The sequence below is a fragment of the Geodermatophilus saharensis genome, from assembly GCF_900188205.1.
Classification (GTDB): Bacteria; Actinomycetota; Actinomycetes; order Mycobacteriales; family Geodermatophilaceae; genus Geodermatophilus; species Geodermatophilus saharensis.
In genome coordinates this window covers 134,029-150,095 of the sequence record NZ_FZOH01000009.1, presented here as the reverse complement: position 1 = coordinate 150,095, position 16,067 = coordinate 134,029, and the positions used below count along the sequence as shown (strand labels likewise).

The 16,067-nt window shown below is 76.5% G+C and carries 13 protein-coding genes; 6 read left to right on the top strand and 7 right to left on the bottom strand.

Annotated elements, in window-relative coordinates:
- The first annotated feature begins 22 nt into the window (after positions 1 to 22).
- The 6 genes from gap (at position 23) to CHC04_RS19790 (ending at position 5,620) form a co-directional block, all read left to right on the top strand.
- A complete protein-coding gene (gene gap, locus CHC04_RS19815; RefSeq protein ID WP_089405668.1) occupies positions 23 to 1,027 on the top strand; it encodes a type I glyceraldehyde-3-phosphate dehydrogenase in 1,005 nt (334 codons plus the stop codon).
- Positions 1,027 to 2,217 (top strand): phosphoglycerate kinase, encoded by a 1,191-nt coding sequence (locus CHC04_RS19810; RefSeq protein WP_281252258.1) that lies wholly within the window; start codon positions 1,027 to 1,029, stop codon positions 2,215 to 2,217. Before gap ends, CHC04_RS19810 begins: the two co-directional genes overlap by 1 nt.
- Before the next feature lie 9 nt (positions 2,218 to 2,226).
- Positions 2,227 to 3,039: a triose-phosphate isomerase gene (tpiA, locus tag CHC04_RS19805; protein ID WP_245817526.1), complete on the top strand. Its 813-nt coding sequence runs from the start codon at positions 2,227 to 2,229 to the stop codon at positions 3,037 to 3,039.
- A gap of 35 nt (positions 3,040 to 3,074) precedes the next feature.
- Complete coding sequence (locus tag CHC04_RS19800; protein WP_245817524.1) at positions 3,075 to 4,880, top strand: ABC transporter substrate-binding protein; 1,806 nt, start codon at positions 3,075 to 3,077, stop codon at positions 4,878 to 4,880.
- Positions 4,881 to 4,916: 36 nt separating this feature from the next.
- Positions 4,917 to 5,150, top strand: coding sequence for a preprotein translocase subunit SecG (secG, locus tag CHC04_RS19795; protein WP_089405745.1), 234 nt, complete (start codon positions 4,917 to 4,919; stop codon positions 5,148 to 5,150).
- A gap of 128 nt (positions 5,151 to 5,278) precedes the next feature.
- Positions 5,279 to 5,620: an RNA polymerase-binding protein RbpA gene (locus tag CHC04_RS19790; protein WP_089405667.1), complete on the top strand. Its 342-nt coding sequence runs from the start codon at positions 5,279 to 5,281 to the stop codon at positions 5,618 to 5,620.
- A 13-nt stretch (positions 5,621 to 5,633) separates the two neighbouring features.
- Here CHC04_RS19790 and CHC04_RS19785 read toward each other — a convergent pair whose 3' ends face one another.
- From CHC04_RS19785 to tal, 7 genes are all read right to left on the bottom strand, one after another.
- Positions 5,634 to 6,506 carry a PIG-L deacetylase family protein gene (locus tag CHC04_RS19785; protein ID WP_089405666.1) on the bottom strand — a complete coding sequence of 291 codons (873 nt, stop codon included), beginning with the start codon at positions 6,504 to 6,506 and terminating at the stop codon, positions 5,634 to 5,636.
- Positions 6,503 to 9,604, bottom strand: coding sequence for an ATP-binding protein (locus tag CHC04_RS19780; protein WP_176450107.1), 3,102 nt, complete (start codon positions 9,602 to 9,604; stop codon positions 6,503 to 6,505). The genes CHC04_RS19785 and CHC04_RS19780 overlap by 4 nt, the downstream gene beginning before the upstream one ends.
- A gap of 38 nt (positions 9,605 to 9,642) precedes the next feature.
- The gene (pgl, locus tag CHC04_RS19775; RefSeq protein ID WP_089405664.1) at positions 9,643 to 10,512 is read right to left on the bottom strand and encodes a 6-phosphogluconolactonase; all 870 of its coding nucleotides are present in this window, start codon (positions 10,510 to 10,512) and stop codon (positions 9,643 to 9,645) included.
- A complete protein-coding gene (locus CHC04_RS19770; protein ID WP_089405663.1) occupies positions 10,509 to 11,672 on the bottom strand; it encodes a glucose-6-phosphate dehydrogenase assembly protein OpcA in 1,164 nt (387 codons plus the stop codon). Before CHC04_RS19770 ends, pgl begins: the two co-directional genes overlap by 4 nt.
- Positions 11,673 to 11,697: 25 nt before the next feature.
- Entirely contained in the window at positions 11,698 to 13,215 is a 1,518-nt protein-coding gene (gene zwf / locus CHC04_RS19765) for a glucose-6-phosphate dehydrogenase (protein WP_089405662.1), read from the bottom strand.
- Positions 13,216 to 13,278: 63 nt separating this feature from the next.
- Positions 13,279 to 14,886: a glucose-6-phosphate isomerase gene (locus CHC04_RS19760; RefSeq protein WP_089405661.1), complete on the bottom strand. Its 1,608-nt coding sequence runs from the start codon at positions 14,884 to 14,886 to the stop codon at positions 13,279 to 13,281.
- Positions 14,883 to 15,986 carry a transaldolase gene (gene tal / locus CHC04_RS19755; RefSeq protein WP_089405660.1) on the bottom strand — a complete coding sequence of 368 codons (1,104 nt, stop codon included), beginning with the start codon at positions 15,984 to 15,986 and terminating at the stop codon, positions 14,883 to 14,885. Before tal ends, CHC04_RS19760 begins: the two co-directional genes overlap by 4 nt.
- Positions 15,987 to 16,067 lie beyond the last annotated feature (81 nt).

The window sequence follows — 16,067 nt, the reverse complement described above, 5'->3', positions numbered from 1 at the left end:
CCCGGATCCGTGGAGGTCAGCAGTGACGGTGCGGGTGGGTATCAACGGGTTCGGCCGGATCGGCCGCAACTTCTGGCGGGCGGCCGCGGCCAGCGGCAAGGACATCGAGATCGTGGCGGTCAACGACCTGACCAGCCCCGAGGTCCTCGCCCACCTGCTGAAGTACGACAGCATCCTGGGCGTCCTGTCCGAGGACGTCGCCGCCGACGGCGAGGGCATCAAGATCGCCGGCAGCACGATGAAGGTGCTCTCCGAGCGCGACCCGGCCGCGCTGCCCTGGGGCGACCTGGGCGTCGACGTCGTCGTCGAGTCCACCGGGTTCTTCACCAAGGCCGCCGACGCCCGCAAGCACGTCGACGCCGGCGGCGCCAAGAAGGTGATCATCTCGGCGCCGGCCACCGGCGACGACCTGACCATCGTCATGGGCGTCAACCACGAGAAGTACGACGGCTCGCAGACGATCATCAGCAACGCGTCGTGCACCACCAACTGCCTCGCGCCGCTGGCCAAGGTGCTCAACGACGCCTTCGGCATCGAGCGCGGCCTGATGACCACCATCCACGCCTACACCGCCGACCAGAACCTGCAGGACGGCCCGCACAAGGACCTCCGCCGCGCCCGCGCGGCCGCGCTCAACATGGTCCCGACCAGCACCGGCGCGGCCAAGGCGATCGGCCTGGTGCTGCCCGAGCTGCAGGGCAAGCTCGACGGCTACGCCGTCCGCGTCCCGGTGCCCACCGGCTCGGCCACCGACCTCACCGTCCAGCTCACCCGCGAGGTGCCGGCCGACGAGATCGACGCCGCCTACCGCGAGGCCGCCGCGGGCCCGCTCGCCGGCATCCTCAAGTACACCGACGCCCCGATCGTGTCCTCCGACATCGTCACCGACCCGGCGTCGTGCATCTACGACAGCAAGCTGACCAAGACCTTCGGCCCGATGGCCAAGGTGCTCGGCTGGTACGACAACGAGTGGGGTTACTCCAACCGGCTCGTCGACTCCGTCGAGCTCGTCGGCCGCTCCCTCTGATGGCCCGCTCCCTCGACGACCTGCTCGCCGAGGGGGTGACCGGCCGGCGCGTGCTCCTGCGCGCCGACCTCAACGTCCCCCTCGACGGGCAGACGATCACCGACGACGGGCGCATCCGGGCCAGCCTCCCCACGCTGCAGGCGCTGCGGGAGGCCGGCGCCCGGGTCCTCGTCGCGGCGCACCTGGGCCGGCCGAAGGGCGCGCCCGACCCGCGGTACTCCCTGGCGCCGGTGGCCGCCCGGCTCGGCGAGCTGCTCGACGCGGAGGTGCCGCTGGCCGCCGACGTCGCCGGCGACGACGCCCGGGCGCGGGCCGCGGCCCTCGGCGACGGCGACGTCCTGCTGCTGGAGAACGTGCGCTTCGAGGCCGCCGAGACCAGCAAGGACGACGCCGAGCGCGGCGAGCTGGCCGACCGGCTGGCCGCGCTGGCCGACGTCTACGTCGACGACGCGTTCGGCGCGGTGCACCGCAGGCACGCCTCCGTGTACGACGTCGCCCGGCGGCTGCCGCACGCGGCCGGGCGGCTCGTCGCCGCCGAGCGCGACGTGCTCACCCGGCTCACCACCGACCCCGCGCGGCCCTACGTCGTCGTCCTGGGCGGCTCGAAGGTCAGCGACAAGCTCGGCGTCATCGAGGCGCTGCTGCCGAGGGTCGACCGGCTGCTGGTCGGCGGCGGCATGTGCTTCACCTTCCTCGCCGCCCAGGGGCACGGGGTGGGCACGTCGCTGCTGGAGGCCGACCAGGTCGACACCTGCCGGCGGCTGCTCGCCGAGGCCGGCGACCGCATCGTGCTGCCGGTCGACGTCGTGGTCGCGCCGGAGTTCAGCGCCGACGCCCCGACCACCACGGTCGGCGTGGACGCCATCCCCGGCGACCAGATGGGTCTGGACGTCGGGCCGCGCACGGTCGAGCTCTTCGGCCGCGAGCTGGGCGGCGCCCGCACGGTGTTCTGGAACGGGCCGATGGGCGTGTTCGAGCTCGCGCCGTTCCAGGCCGGCACGCGCGGCGTGGCCGAGGCCGTGGCCGCCGTCGACGGGCTGTCGGTGGTCGGCGGCGGGGACTCCGCGGCCGCGGTCCGGCAGCTCGGGCTCGACGAAGCGGCCTACGGCCACATCAGCACCGGCGGCGGCGCGTCGCTGGAGTTCCTCGAGGGCCGGGAGCTCCCGGGCCTCGCGGTGCTCGAGGACTGAGGGGGCGCGGTGGCACGCAGGCAGCCGGCCCCCGCCCGCCGGGAGGGCCGCCGCCCGCTGATCGCGGGCAACTGGAAGATGAACCTGACGCACCTGGAGGCCATCGGCCTGGTGCAGAAGCTGGTCTTCAGCCTCAGCGAGAAGGAGCTCGACGACGTCGAGGTCGTCGTCCTGCCGCCGTTCACGGCGCTGCGCAGCGTGCAGACGCTGGTGACCGGTGACCAGCTGGCGGTCGGGTACGGCGCGCAGGACCTCTCCGCGCACGACTCCGGCGCCTACACCGGCGAGGTCAGCGGCGCGATGCTGGCGGCGCTGGCGTGCGGCTTCGTCGTCGTCGGCCACTCCGAGCGGCGCGAGCTGCACGGCGAGGACGACGCGGTGGTGGCCACCAAGACCCGGGCCGCGCTGCGGCACGGCCTCACCCCCATCGTGTGCATGGGGGAGGGGCTGGAGGTCCGGCAGGCCAACGGTCAGGTGGTGCACTGCACCGACCAGCTCGACGCCTCCCTCGCCGGCCTCGACGCCGAGCAGGCGGCCCGCGTCGTGCTGGCCTACGAGCCGGTCTGGGCCATCGGCACCGGCGAGGTGGCCACCCCCGAGGACGCCCAGGAGGTGTGCGGCGCACTCCGGTCGCGGCTCGCCGAGCGTTTCGGCCCGGAGACCGCCGCCGTCGTCCGTATCCTCTACGGCGGGTCGGTGAAGGCCGGCAACACGGCCGGGATCCTGGCCGGGCCGGACGTCGACGGTGCACTCGTCGGGGGCGCGAGCCTCGACGGCGACGAGTTCGCGCGGATCTGTCGGATCGCCGCCGGGGGCAGCTGAGCACGCTCCCCCGGCAGCCGAGCGGGGGTGGGTGGGTGAGCAGCGCGCTGCAGCGACCTCCCCGCTCCCGCTCCTCCCGGGCGGCCGGGCTGCTGCGCGGCACGGCCGCCCGCGTGCTCGGCCTGGCGGTCGTCGTCGTGCTGGTGGTCGCGGTCGCGGTCAGCTGCCGCGACGGGGGCGACGGCGGCAGCGGCGTGCCGGTCCTCGGCGACGGCCCCGACGCCGGCGTCGAGGGCGTGCGCGCACCCTCCGACGAGGCCGGCGGCACGCTGCGGGTGGTCACCGGCGAGGTCGACAGCCTCGACCCGCAGCGCTCCTACCAGCCCGGCGTGTGGAACCTCATGCGGCTCTACGCCCGCACGCTGGTCACCTACTCCTCCGAGCCCGGCGCCACCGGCAACCTCGTCGCCGACCTCGCCACCGACCTCGGCACCACCCCCGACGGCGGGCTGAGCTGGACGTTCACCCTGCGCGCGGGCGCGCGGTTCGAGACCGGCCGGCCGATCACCTCGCGCGACGTCAAGTACGGCATCGAGCGGTCCTTCGCCTCCGACGTCATCGTCGGCGGCCCCACCCACGTGGTGGAGCTGCTCGACGACCCCGAGAACCCCTACGCCGGGCCCTACCAGGACGAGGACCCGGCCAAGCTGGGGCTCGCCGCCATCGAGACCCCCGACGACGCCACGATCGTCTTCCGGCTCCGCTCGGCGCAGCCGGACTTCCCCTACGTCCTGGCGCTGCCCTCCAGCAGCCCGGTGCCGGTGGAGAGCGACACCGGCGCCGCCTACGGCGCCGACCCGGTCTCCTCCGGTCCCTACGCGGTCACCTCCGTCGACCCGGTCACCGGCATCGTGCTCGACCGCAACCCCGCCTGGGACGCGGCCGCCGACGGGGTGCGCACGGCGCTGCCCGACCGGGTCGTCGTCCGCACCGGGCTGTCCAACCTCGAGCGCGACCAGGCGCTGCTCGCCGGCTCCGCCGACGTCGACGTCTCCGGCACCGGGGTGCACCCGGCCACCGCCGCTCGGCTGACGGGGGACACCGGGGGAGTGGTGCCCCTGCCCGACCGGGTCGACGACATGACGACCGGCGCGGTGCGGCTGCTGGCGCTGCCCACCGACGTCGCCCCGATGGACCAGCCCGACTGCCGCGCCGCGGTGGCCGCCGCGATCGACCGCCGCGCCGTCCAGGACGTGCTCGGCGGCGACCGGGCCGTGCGCACCGCGCGGCTGTGGCCGGCCGCGCTCCCGGGAGGTCCCGACGAGGCCGACCGCGGGCCCGACCCCGACGCCGCCCGCGCGGCGCTGACCGCGTGCGGCCGGCCCGAGGGCTTCAGCACGGTGATGGCCGTGCCCGACGCGCAGGCCAGCCTCGACGTGGCCGACGCCGTCGCCGCCCAGCTCGCCGAGGTCGGCATCACCGCCGAGGTCCGTCCCCTGCCGGCGGCCAGCTTCTACGCCACCGACGTCGGCAGCCCCGACAACGTCACCCGCAACGGCTTCGGCATCGTGCTGGCCACCCGGACGGCCGACCTCCCGACCCCCGGCTCGTTCCTCGTGCCGCTGGTCGACGGCCGCTCGGTCAGCCCGGTCGCCAACACCAACTTCGCGCGGCTGACCGACCCGGCCCTGTCGGCGGCGGTCGACACCGCCCGCGCCGCGCCCGACCCCGGCGCCGCCACCACGGCCTGGGGGGAGGTGGCCGCCGCCGCCCTCGACACCGGCGCCTACGTGCCGCTGGTGGAGACCCGCGTGCAGCTGCTGGCCGGTCAGCGGCTGCACAACGCGGTGGTGCTGCGGCCCTACGCCGGCTACGACCTGGCCACCGCGGGCGTGCGCTGACCGGAGCGGCTCCGGGCACCGGTTACCCTGGTGCGCATGGTCGAGCTCGTCCTCAACGTGCTGCTGGTCCTCGCCAGCGTCCTGCTGGTGGTGCTGATCCTGCTGCACCGGGGCAAGGGCGGCGGCCTGTCCTCGATGTTCGGCGGTGCGGTCTCCTCGCAGCTGTCCGGGTCCTCCGTCGTGGAGAAGAACCTCAACCGGCTCACGGTCTTCACCGGCTTCGTCTGGGCGATCTGCATCGTGACGCTGGGCATACTGCTCAAGGTCTAGTCACTCGCGCCGGTCGACCGGGCATCGCTGCGCCCGCGGCGAAAACGTGATCGAGAGAACGTCCCCGAGGCCCTAGACTGCGCGAACGGCGTGGTCCGCGCCGGGCAGGTCGGTCTGAGGGGGCGCTCGTGGCTGGTGGCAACGCGATCCGGGGGACCCGGGTCGGAGCGGGTCCGATGGGAGAGGCGGAGCGCGGCGAGGCCGCACCGCGGCACAGGATCGGCTACTGGTGCAGCCAGGGCCACGAGACCCGGGTGGCGTTCGCCACCGACGCCGAGGTGCCCGAGTTCTGGGACTGCCCCCGTTGCGGCCAGCCGGCCGGCCAGGACGCGCAGTCGCCGCCCCCGGCGCCGCGCACCGAGCCCTACAAGACCCACCTCGCCTACGTCCGGGAGCGGCGCAGCGACGCCGACGGCGACGCCCTGCTCGAGGAGGCCCTGGCCAAGCTGCGGGCCCGCCGCGGCGCCTGATCCGCCGCGAGGCCTAGGGCCTCGAGGCCCGGGCCGGGCACGGCACCCAGCCGGCCCGGGCGGGGTCCCACCACCGCTGCCGGCCGCGGGGCCGCCACGGCACGCGCGCCAGGTGGTCGGTGCCCAGGAACGCCCGCCGCAGCTGCGGGCTGAGCCCGTCGAACGGCGAGGCCTGCGAGCGGTGCTCGGCGATCGCCACCTCCCGCCGGTCGAGGACGGCCCGCACGTCGAGGACGTCGGTCACCTCGGCGTCGGGCCGGCCGAGGTCGGCGGGGTCGATCGCGTGGTAGGCGGTGTCCGGCCGCAGCGTGCGCATCTCCTCCAGCCAGCGGCACATGAGCGAGTGCGGCAGGCAGTGCTCGACGAGCACGGTGGCCGCCCCGGCGGCGTCGCGCACCGCGGCGGCCGTGGCGGTCCGGATCCGCCGGTGGTCGCGGTGCCCGTCGCTGCCGTCGAGCACGAGCACGACGTCGGGCCGCACCTCGGTCACCAGCCGCGCCAGCACACCGGCGACGTCGTCCGGCGCGGCCGCGCACAGCGACCCGCGGGGCGGCTCCCCGTCGAACCCCGAGTCGCGGTACCCCAGCAGTTCCACCGAGCCGATGCCGAGCGCGGCGGCCGACCGGTAGAGCTCGGCCTCCCGCACCGCGCCGAGGTCGGCGCAGTCGGCCAGTCCGGGCGCGGGCTCGCCCGCCTCGCCGCGGGTGGCGCAGGCGAGCGTCACCCGGGCACCGGCCGCCGCGGCGCGGGCGATGGTCGAGCCGCAGCCGAAGGCCTCGTCGTCGGGGTGGGCGACGACGACCAGCCAGCGGTCCCCGGGCCGGACGTCGGTGACGGGGTCGCGCGGGGGAGCGGACGGGGTCGGGACGGGAGTCGCGGTGGTCATGGCGCCGAGGGTGGCGGCCCGGACTGGGCGGCGTCTTGGTGTCCACTGACGCCGGTGCCGGCGGCCCGTGCGGCCGCGAGCAGCCGGGTCAGCTCCGGCACCCAGTAGCGCTCGCCGCGCTCGGCGACGGCCAGCCCTGCCTCGCACGTCGCCGCGGCCGCGGCGGGGTCCCCGGCGGCCAGTGCGGTGGCGGCCAGCAGGCCGAGGAACACCGACCGGCCGGCGGCCAGGCCCTGCTCGGCCAGCGCCGCGTGCGCCGCCCGCATCGCGGCCAGCCCGGCCCGCGGGTCGCGACCGGCCAGCAGCCACCCCTCGGCGAAGGCCACCACCGCCGACGGGTAGCGGTACCGCTCCCAGGCCGGTTCGCGCAGCGGGAGCGCGACCAGGGAACGGACCCGGTCGGGGTCGCCGTCCACCAGTCCCAGGACCAGCGCCCAGCGGCGGGCGAAGCCGGCCGCGCCCAGGCCCGCCTCCTGCGCGACGGCGAGGGCGGTGTCGGCCTGCGCGCGGGCGTCGTCGCGCCGGCCGAGCAGCCACAGGCACAGGGCGCGGACGACGGCCAGGCGGGTGGGCGGGGAGAACGCCAGCGAGCGGGACAGGTCGACCCGGCCGCCGTCGACGTGCGCCGCGGCCCGGTCCACGTGCTCGAGCGCCTCGGCGGGGCGGGCCTGCATCCACCGCACGACGGCGGTGATGTCCTCGGTCAGGTAGCCGGCCGTGGGGTCGTCGAGCCGCCCGGCCAGCCCGGCCATGCGTGCCACGGTGCGGTCGGCGTCGTCGAGCCGGCCGACCTGGCACTGGAACAGGGTGGCCGCCCACAGCAGCTCGACGTCGCCGGGGAGCGGCGGGTCGGGCACCTCCCAGGCGGCGGCGAGCCGGCCGTACTCGCGGATCGTGGGGCTGTCGTAGCCGGCCGCCCACGCGTCGGCGTACGCCGTCCGGCTCAGCGCGCGCAGCTCCCGGCGCCGGCGGTCCGGCCCGGCGGGCAGCGCCGCGGCCGCCGCGAGCAGCGGCCCGCCCAGCTCGCGCAGCTGGTCGAGCGCCGAGACCCGCACCGCGTGGTCGGTGGCCCGTTCCAGCCACGGCACGGCGGCGGCGCCGCCGTCGAGGACGCGGGCGGCGAGCAGGTGGGCGGCGACGCGCGAGGCCTGCTCGTCGTCGTCGCCGGCCCGCGCGGCCAGCCGCTCGCCGACGGCGCGGTGCAGCCGGGCGGCGCGGGCGCTGGACAGCTGCGCGCGCAGCACCTCCCCGAGGAGCGCGTGCCCGGGGGCGAAGGTGCCCTCCCCGCCGTCGACGGCCAAGCGCGCGGCCACCGCCGCCTCCAGGGCGTCGAGCGCCGTCCCGACGGGCACCCCGGCCACCGCGGCGAGGTCCTCCACCGGCAGGGGGGACCCGGCGACGGCCGCGGCGGTGAGCAGCTCGGGGCCGGGAGGCGGCAGGCGGAGGACCCGCTGGCGCAGGACGTCGTGGACCGCCGCCGGCACCCCGCCGACCGCCCGGCCCCGGCCCGTCGGCGCGGCGCCGCCCGGCGCGGGGGCCGCCCGCGCCAGCTCCAGGGCGAAGAACGGGTTGCCGCCGGCGCGGGTGACCGTCTCCCGGACGCCGTCGTCACCCAGCCCGGCGGGGGCGGCGGCGCGCACCAGGTCGGCCACGGCGTCGGCGGGGAGGGGTTCGAGGTCCAGCCGCACCAGCCGTGGCAGCCGGCCGAGGGCCGCCAGCGCGTCGACCAGGGCCGGGCCGCCGTCCTCGCCGCTGCGCAGCGCGAGGGCGAGGACGGCCGGGGCGGCGGCGACGTCCGCGGCCAGGCCGGCGACCAGTCGCAGCGTCGCGGGGTCGGCGGCCTGCAGGTCGTCCAGGGCCAGGACCGCGGGCCGGCCGGCGGCGCCGAGCACGGCGCCGAGCGCGTCGGTCAGGTGCACCAGGACCATGGCCGGGTCGACGCCGGCACCCGGCGGCGGGTCCCCGAGACCGGGGACGACGGCCCGCAGCGGGCCGAGCGCGCGGGCCACCTCCTCCCGGGCGGCGGCGTCGAGGACGGGGACGGCGGCGCGCAGCGCCTGCAGCACCGGCCAGTAGGGCGGCCCGGCCACCCCGTCGCGGCAGGTGCCGGTGTGCGCGCCGCCGCCCGCCGCGACGGCCGCCGCGGTGAGCCACTGCAGCAGCGCCGACTTGCCCATCCCGGCGTCCCCGGTGACGAGCACGACGGCGCCGGACCCGGCGGCGGCGCCGGCGAGGACGTCGGCCAGCAGGGTGCACTCGGCCTCGCGGCCGCGCAGCGACGGGGGCGGCCGGTCCGGCCGCGGCGCCGGCGCGGGTCGGGACGCGGCCGGGGACGTCGGCGCGGGGGCCGGCCGCAGCCCCGGGTCGTGGCGGAGGATCTGCTCCTCCACCTCGCGCAGCGCCGGGCCGGGGTCCAGCCCGAGCTCGTCGCGGAGCAGCCGTCGCCCCTCGGCGAGCACCGCGAGCGCGTCCGCGGCACGGCCGGCGAGGTACAGCGCGCGGGCGAGGGTGGCCCGGGCCTGCTCGCGCAGGGGGGAGCGGGTCAGGTGCTCCTGCAGGTCGGCGACGGCGCGACCGGTCTCGCCGAGGCCGAGCAGCGCCGCGGCCCGCTGCTCGACCGCGCCGAGCCGCAGCCCCTCCCAGCGGTCGACGGCGGCGCGGGCGAACGGCTCGTCGGCGAACTCGGCCAGCGCCGGCCCGCGCCACAGCGCGAGGGCGTCGTCGAGCAGCGCCACGGCGCGGGCGTCGTCGCGGCCGGCCACACTCCCGGCCTCGACCAGGAGCCGCTCGAAGACGTCGGCGTCGATCTGGACGGCCTCGCGGGCGAGCCGGTAGCCCGGCGGCGCGCTGAGCAGCACCGAACCGCTGGAGCGGGGGGCCCGGCCGGGGTCGAGGGTGCGGCGCAGCAGCGCGATGGTGGTGTGCACCGACGCGGCGACCTTGGGCGGCGGGGCGCCGTTCCACAGCAGGTCGGCGAGCCGGTCGACGGGCACCAGCCGGCCCGCCTCCACCGTGAGCACCGTCAGCGCCGCGCGCTGCAGCCGGGCGCCGATCGGCACCGGCACGCCGTCGCGGCGCAGCTCGAGGTGTCCGAGCACCCCGATCCACAACCCCCCGGGAGCCGGCGGCGCCACCGTCAGCCGTCGGTGCCGGGGCCTCCGGCACCCGTTCCGTCGGCGTCGGCCGCTCCCGGCAGCCGGCTCGCGGCCGCGGCGTCGAGCAGCCAGCGGGTGGCCCGCCGGCCGCACGCGCCGGCCGCCGGCACGTCGAGCGGGTCGGCGCCGCCGAGCGCCCGGGCGACCGCCTCGGCCTTGCCCTCCCCGGCCACCAGCAGCCACACCTCCTCGGCGCTGCCGATCGCGGAGAACCCGAGGCTGACCCGGGTCGGGGGCGGCTTGGGGCAGTCGCGCACCGCCACCACCGGGCGGTCGTCGGAGGCGGCCGGCGAGTGCGGGAAGATCGACGCCACGTGGCCCTCGGGGCCCATGCCCAGCAGCAGCACGTCGAAGCGCGGCAGCGGCCCGTCGGCCCCGGAGTCACGAGCCGCGTCGGAGAGGACGCCGGCGTACCACTCCGCGGCCTCCTCGGGCTCGGCGAACCCGGCGTCGGAGGCGGGCATCGGGTGCACCCGCTCCGGCGGCACGCCGACCCGGTCCAGCAGCGCCTCGCGCGCGCCCTTCTCGTTGCGCTCGTCGTCGTCGGCCGGGACGAACCGCTCGTCGCCCCACCACACGTCGACCGCCGTCCAGTCGACGTCCTGGCCGGGTGCCGGCTCGGCGGCCAGTCCGGCGACGTGCCGCAGCACCGCGGTGCCCACGCCGCCGCCGGTGAGCACCACCGACGCCGTCCCGTGCACCAGTTGCGCGGCGGCGAGCCGGGCCACCAGCGCCGCGGCGACCGCCCGGGCCAGCGTCTCGGCGTCGGGCTCGACGATCACGTCGGGCACCGGCCCCTCGCTGCGCCGGGACAGCTCCTCGACGATGCGGTCCCCCGGGGTGAGGGTCACCGGACCGCCTCGGACGTCTCGGGCGCCGTCGGGTCGGGGGTGTCGTGCTCGCCGTGCAGGGCCACCTCGTCGGTGCCCTCGGACGTCGGGGGGACGGTGGGTGCCGCGCCGTGCGGGCTGCCCTCGTCGACCTGCTCGGCGTCGACCGCCCCGGAGCCGGCGCCGTCCTGCTCGGCGGGGTCGACCCAGACGTGCGAGCGCACGCCGGTGCGGCCGGCCAGCCCGGAGACCCCGGTGGTGACCTCCAGCGCCTCGGCGTAGGGCTCGTCGGGGTCCAGCCGGCGCAGCTCCTCGCCGAGCAGGTCGCCCAGCGAGCGGTCGGGCAGGGCCATGGTGGCGTCGGGCCGGTAGGGCTGGCTGATGACCGCACCGCCGCGGCGGTCGGCGTGCACGCGCACCTCCTCGTCCTGGTCGAGCTGCAGGACCACCGAGTCGATGCCGCTGGGACCCGCGTGCCGGGTGGCCTGGACGACGTCGAGCCGGGCGCCGGAGCGCGACTGGATCCAGCCGGCCAGCAGCTGCGCGGTGGCCGCGCCCGGGTCGCCCTCGATCCGCCCGCCGAGGACCTGCACGGCGTCGCCCCGGCGGCCGGAGACGGAGTCCAGCGCCGAGGTCAGCGTCGCGCGCCAGCCGGTGGCGCGGGTCCAGGCCAGGTCGGTGTCACCGGGCGCGTAGTCCTGCGCGCGGGTGCGCAGCGCGCGCATCTGGTCGGCGGCCACGGTGCTGTCGGTGATCCGCCGGTCGGCGATGACGGCGAGCGCGTCGGTGGTCAGCCGGCTCGGCGGGTCGCTGTGCCACCAGGTGACCACCGGGGCGTCGGCGGCCAGCAGCGGCAGCACCACCGACTCGGCGTGCAGCGCCAGCCGCCCGTACATGCGCATGACGACCGCCTCGCCGGGACCCAGCCGCCCGCCGATGGACACCTCGGCGTCCAGGCGGGGGACCGGTGCGTCGATCTGCCGGCGCACCACCACCAGGATCCGGCAGGGGTGCTGCTCGGCGGCGGTGGTCGCGGCGTCCTCGGCCTCGGTGACCCGGCCCTCGTCGGCGACGACGACCAGCGTCAGCGCGACGCCGGAGAGCACCGCGCCGCCGGTCCGTCGCTGGGCGGCCAGCTCCTTGACCACCGCGGATCCGGTGGTGTCCCACAGCGTCGTCACGGGTTCTCCTCCCGTCGGCTCGCGCTCACGGCCGCCGCCACCGGCGGCCCTCGGCGGCGAGCATCTCGTCGGCGGCCCGCGGGCCCCACTCCCCGGCCCGGTAGGGCTCCGGTGTGCCGCCCGCCCAGAACTCCTCGAGCGGGTCGATCACCGCCCAGGAGGCCTCCACCTCGGCGTTGCGCGGGAACAGCGTGGCGTCGCCCAGCAGCACGTCGAGCAGCAGCCGCTCGTAGGCCTCGGGGCTGGTCTCGGTGAACTGCTCGCCGTAGAGGAAGTCCATGGACACGTCCCGGACCTCCATGACGCTGCCGGGCACCTTCGAGCCGAACTTCAGCGTCACGCCCTCGTCGGGCTGCACCCGCACGACGAGCTGGTTGTTGCCCAGCTCCTCGGTGTCGGTGTCGGCGAAGGGCAGGTGCGGGGCCCGCTTGAACACCAGCGCGATCTCGGTGACCCGCCGCGGCAGCCGCTTGCCGGTGCGCAGGTAGAACGGCACGCCGGCCCACCGGCGGGTCTCCACCCCGAGCCGGACGGCGGCGAAGGTCTCGGTGGTCGACTCCGGGTCGACGCCCTCCTCCTGCCGGTAGCCCCGGGCGCGCTGGCCGGCCAGCCAGCCCTGCTCGTACTGGCCGCGGACGGCGAAGGTGCGCACGTCCTCGGGCAGCGACACCGCCCGCAGCACCTTGAGCTTCTCGGTGCGGATCTCGTCGGCGGAGAACTCGACCGGCTCCTCCATCGCGGTCAGCGCCAGCAGCTGCAGCAGGTGGTTCTGCAGCACGTCGCGGGCGGCGCCGGTCTTCTCGTAGAACCCGGCCCGCCCGCCGATGCCGACGTCCTCGGCCATCGTGATCTGCACCGAGTCGACGTGGTGGCCGTTCCAGATCGGCTCGAACAGCGTGTTGGCGAACCGCAGCGCCATCAGGTTCTGGACGGTCTCCTTGCCCAGGTAGTGGTCGATGCGGAAGACGTCCTCGGCGCTGAACACCGAGTCGACCAGCTCGTTGAGCTCCCGGCTGGAGGCCAGGTCGGTGCCGAAGGGCTTCTCGACGACGACGCGCCGCCACCGGTCGGGCGTGCTCTCGGCCATGCCGGTGCGCTGCATCTGCTTGAGCACGACCGGGAACATCGCCGGCGGGATGGACAGGTAGAACGCGGCGTTGCCGCCGATGCCGTGGCTGCTCTCGAGGTCGGCCAGCGCGTTGGCGAGCTCGTCGAAGGCGTTGTCGTCGTCGAAGGAGCCCTGCACGAACCGCACGCTGCTGGCCAGCCGCTCCCACACCTCCTCCCGCCAGGGGGTGCGGGCGGCGTTGCGGGCGGCGTCACGGGCCAGCTCGGCGAAGTCCTGGTCGCCCCAGTCCCGCCGCGCGAAGCCCAGCAGCGCGAAGTTGGTCGGCAGCAGCCCCCGGTTGGCCAGGTCGTAGACCGCCGGGAGCAGCTTCTTGCGCGCGAGGTCACCGGTGATGCCGAAGACGACGAGCGCGCAGGGCTCGGGGACGCGCGGCAGCCGCCGGTCCCGCGGATCGCGCAGCGGGTTGGGGATCACGAGTCCTCCTCTGGGCTCCTCGTGCCGACGGTCGTGCCGGCGGCTCCGGTGCTACCCCGGCGGTCAGCCGAGGGCACCGAGGACCTGGTCGATCCCGGCGGCGCGGTCGGTCAGGTGCAGGTGCAGCAGCGGCCGCTGCCGGTCGGCCAGCGCCTGCCGGTCGCCGGCGGCCTGGGCGGCCTGCAGCGTGGCGAAGGAGAACGGCCGGTCGGGCACCGGCAGGTCCGTCGCCGTGGCCCCGGTGAGCTGCAGGAACGCGCCGACCTGCGGCCCGCCCTTGTGGTACTGGCCGGTCGAGTGCAGGAACCGCGGGCCCCACCCGAAGGTGACCGCGTGCTCGGTGCGCCGGGCCAGCGCCGCGCGCAGCTCCCCGGCGCGGGCGTCGGCCTGGCGGTCGAGGTACGCCATGACGGCGAGGTAGCCGCGCGGGGGCACCGCGGCCAGCAGCGCGTCGAGCACCAGCCGCAGCCCGTCGTGCGAGGAGAGGTCGACGCCGTCGAGCACCCCGCCCGAGCCGTACACCTCGACCGCGCCGATCGTGGCGGCCGGCTGCTCGTCGGGGAGGCCGGCGTCGAGGATGCGGGCGGTGTTCTCCTTGGACTCGGTGACGTTGGGCTGGTCGAAGGGGTCGATGCCGAGGATCCGCCCGGCCACCGCCGTCGCGTACTCCCACCCGAGGAACTGGGCGCCCAGCGGGCCGCTGACCCCCACCGAGGGCCGGCCCTCGACCGGGTCGCCGTCGACGACGGCCAGCAGCGCGTCGTGCGCGGCCGAGCCCGGGGCGTCCACCGACTCCAGGACGACGGGCAGCAGCCCGCGGCCCTCCTTGCCGGTGGACTCGGCGATCAGCTGCTCGGCCCAGTCGCCGAAGCCCTCGATGCGGCCGCTGCCGGTGCCGCCGTCGGCGAGCGCCACCTTGTCGCGGCCGGTGCGGAAGCCCGCGCCCAGCGCGATCCCGAGCTCCAGGGCCGGGTTGCCCTGCTCGGCGAGCTGCTCGGCGAGCTCGGCGGCCCGGTCGAGGAGCGGCTCGACGTCGACCCCGGCCAGCGCGGCCGGCACCAGCCCGAACGCCGACAGCGCGCTGTAGCGGCCGCCGACGTTCGGGTCGGCGAGGAAGACGGCGCGGGCGCCCATCGCCGCCGCGGTGTCGGCCAGCGGCGAGCCGGGGTCGGTGACGACGACGAACCGGCGGCCGGCCTGCTCCTCGTCGAGGCCGGCCTCGGCGAAGGCGGCGAGGAAGGCGCGCCGATGGCTGTCGGTCTCGATGGTGCCGCCGGACTTGGAGCTGACCACCACCACGGTGCGGTCGAGGTCGGTCATGGCCGCGGCGACCTGGCCGGGGTCGGTGGTGTCCAGCACGACCAGCGGCACACCGGCGGTGCGGCAGATGACCTCCGGCGCCAGCGAGGACCCGCCCATGCCGGCGAGGACGACCCGGTCGAGGCCCTCGCCGGCGAGCTCCGCGCGCAGCGCCGCCAGCCGCGGCACCAGCTCCCGGGAGGAGGCGGGCAGGTCCAGCCAGCCCAGCCGGATCGAGGCCTCGCTCTCGGCCTCCGGCCCCCACAGCGTCGCGTCCTTGGCGACCAGCCGCGCGGCGACGTCGTCGTCGGCGAGCTGGGTGCGGACGTTCTCGGGGACGTCGAGACCGCTGCAGCTGAACTGCAGGGTCATGCCTTGTCCTCGAGCTCGCTGCGGACGGAGTCGGTGAGCTCGTCCCACGAGTCGACGAACTTCTGCACGCCCTCGTCCTCGAGCACGCGGAAGACGTCGTCGAGGTCGACCCCGGCGTCGGCGATGGCCTTCATCGTGGCCGCCGCGTCGTCGTAGGTCTGCTGCACCGGGGTGCCGGCCTCGCCGTGGTCGGCGTAGGCCCTGAGCGTCTTCTCCGGCATCGTGTTGACCGTGCCGGGGGCGACGAGCTCGCTGACGTAGAGGGTGTCGGAGTACTCGGGGTTCTTCACGCCGGTGGAGGCCCACAGCGGGCGCTGCGGCCGCGCACCCTTGGCCTCCAGTGCCTTCCAGCGGTCGGAGGAGAAGACCTCCTCGTAGGCCTGGTAGGCCAGCTGCGCGTTGGCCAGCGCCGCCTTGCCCTTGAGCTGCTCGGCGCCGACCTTCTCCAGCCGCTTGTCCACCTCGCTGTCCACGCGGGACACGAAGAACGAGGCCACCGACGCGATCTGGGTCAGGTCGGCGTCGGCGTCGTCGGCCAGCCGCTGCTCCAGCCCGGCCAGGTAGGCGTCCATGACGGCGCGGTACCGCTCGGGGCTGAAGATGAGGGTGACGTTGACGCTGATGCCGCGCGCGATCGAGGTGGTGATCGCCGCCAGCCCCTCCTCGGTGGCGGGGATCTTGATGAACAGGTTCGGCCGGTCGACCAGCCACCACAGGTGGGCGGCCTCGGCCGCCGTGGCGTCGGTGTCGTGGGCCAGGCCGGGGGCGACCTCCAGGGACACCCGGCCGTCGCCGGGCTGGCGCTGCGCGACCGGCGCGAGCAGGTCGCAGGCGTCCCGGACGTCGGCGGCGGTGATCGTGCGCAGCGCCTCCTCGACGCTCACCCTCCGCACGGCGAGGGCGTGCACCTGGTCGTCGTAGGAGTCCGACCCGCTGATCGCCGCGGCGAAGATCGTCGGGTTGGTGGTGACGCCGACGATGGAGTACTCGTCGACCAGCGACTGCAGGTTGCCGCTGCGGATGCGGTCGCGGGACAGGTCGTCGAGCCAGACGGCGACCCCCGCCGACGACAGCTGCGCCAGCTTCTCGTTCTGTGCCATGTCACTGCCTTCCTGGTGAGGTGCTGGAACGGCCCTGCCGCAGGGTCCCGGCCCGAGCTCGCGGGGGTCGGGGGGCGACAG

What these genes read in the sequence shown, in the direction of transcription:
- CHC04_RS19810 (WP_281252258.1), top strand. Translation starts at nt 1,027, where the DNA reads ATGGCCCGCTCCCTCGACGACCTGCTCGCCGAGGGGGTGACCGGCCGG.
- secG (WP_089405745.1), top strand. Translation starts at nt 4,917, where the DNA reads ATGGTCGAGCTCGTCCTCAACGTGCTGCTGGTCCTCGCCAGCGTCCTG.
- CHC04_RS19785 (WP_089405666.1), bottom strand. Translation starts at nt 6,506, where the DNA reads ATGACCACCGCGACTCCCGTCCCGACCCCGTCCGCTCCCCCGCGCGAC.
- CHC04_RS19760 (WP_089405661.1), bottom strand. Translation starts at nt 14,886, where the DNA reads ATGACCCTGCAGTTCAGCTGCAGCGGTCTCGACGTCCCCGAGAACGTC.
- tal (WP_089405660.1), bottom strand. Translation starts at nt 15,986, where the DNA reads ATGGCACAGAACGAGAAGCTGGCGCAGCTGTCGTCGGCGGGGGTCGCC.